This window comes from Paenarthrobacter sp. Z7-10 (assembly GCF_026932795.1).
In the GTDB taxonomy this organism is placed as follows: Bacteria; Actinomycetota; Actinomycetes; order Actinomycetales; family Micrococcaceae; genus Arthrobacter_M.
In genome coordinates, this window is record NZ_JADPVH010000123.1 from 1 (window position 1) to 1,509 (window position 1,509).

Genomic DNA, 1,509 nt, shown 5'->3' on the forward strand with positions numbered 1-1,509 from the left:
ACGTTTCTTTGGATTGAAGGCTATTACAACACACGTCGCCGCCATTCAACGCTCGGCTATTTGACGCCAGCCGAAATTGAGTTAGGCTATAAATCTATTCACGAACTCGCGGCATAATCCCGAGTCCACAAAAACGGGAACACTCCAGAGTCCTGGTGGGAGGAATCGGGAGCGGGAGTCCATGGCGACCAGTTCTCCGGTTCCCGGGGTGGTGTAGAGCCGGCGCAGCCATAGCTGCAGTGCCGGATCATCGTCATCACTGCCGCCGCCGGCACTGCCAGTGCTGCTGCTGCCGACGCTGCCGTTGCCGACGCTGCCGTTGCCGGCACTGCCGGGGGTGGTGCTGGTGCTGGGGGTGGTGTGGAGGAGGTCGCGGGCGTGTTGGGCGGGGATGATGCCGTAGCCGGGTAGGTGTGCGGGTTCGCTTTCGCCTTGGAGGAGGGTTCGGTCGGTGATGATGAGTTGGATTTCGATGCTGGTGTAGCCGGTTGTGGTGCCGGTGACGCGTTCGATGAGGGTGTCGGCCATGATTTGTCCGCGTCCGCGTGGGTCTCCGGTGGCGTGGAGGGTGTCGGCTTCGCGGCTGAGGGCGGTGTACACGGCGACGCCGGCGGCGACGGGCAGCAGCGCGGTGAGGTAGGTCATGGTGTCGGGGGCGGGGCGGCAGCTGACGTGTCGGTCGGTGGTGGCTTTGCGGGCGCGGTTGACGACGGAGTGTGGGTCGATGCGGTAGGCGGCGCGGCGGGCTTCGGTGATGATTTTGCGGTCTCCGGCGCCGTTGAGGGTGCCGGTGTCGGGGGCGAGTTCGGCGTCGACGGCGGTGCGGTCGTTGGTGCTGAGGCAGGCTGTTTCGCGTACGAGGAGGGTGGCGCGCCATTCGTTGAGGGTTCCGGTGGCCAGGGCGGTGGCGGTGTGGGGCATTTCGGTGAGGGCTTTGGCCAGGCCCAGGAGTCGTCCGCCTTTGTTGGGGGATTCGCGTCGGGCGAGGGCGATTTGGGTGCCGATGCCTTTGCCGAGTTCTGCCGTGGGTAGTCCGGCGGTGGTTTGGGCGTGGCGTTGGGAGATGTCCAGGGCCACGGTGTCGCGGGCCTGCGCGGCTGCCGCGGCGGATTTGAGGTCTTCCAGGGCGCGGAGCCGGTCGATCAGTTCGCTGTCGCTGATGTGCTGATCGAGTCCGGCCAGTGCCGTGATCCATTCGGTGAGGACATAACAGCCCTTACCGGCAGGGATTCCGGTAGCAGGGTTCCGGGCTGGTGTCGGGTCCGCCGGCCTGGCCGGGATTCCGGCAGCGGGAGCTGCGGTGGCTGGCTGAATCCGGTCAGCCAGCCCGTCCGGTGTCCCGTTTGCTTTCATACCACAACGCTATGCCGGGGCACTGACATTTTCCCGCTCCACATCCACCGTCATCCACAGCCGCCGTTATCCACAGTCAAAGCCACCGTCAGCCACAGCCGCTCACAGCAGCGCAGAGCCGCGCACAGCACTCAACAACCAACACATGCAAGCGAC

Annotated in this window: 1 protein-coding gene; it reads right to left on the reverse strand. The window is 65.4% G+C overall.

Annotated features, from left to right (window positions below; all coding sequences use genetic code 11):
* Positions 1–81 precede the first annotated feature (81 nt).
* Positions 82–1,353 (reverse strand): DUF222 domain-containing protein, encoded by a 1,272-nt coding sequence (locus IV498_RS18695; protein ID WP_269048576.1) that lies wholly within the window; start codon positions 1,351–1,353, stop codon positions 82–84.
* Between the last annotated feature and the right edge of the window lie 156 nt (positions 1,354–1,509).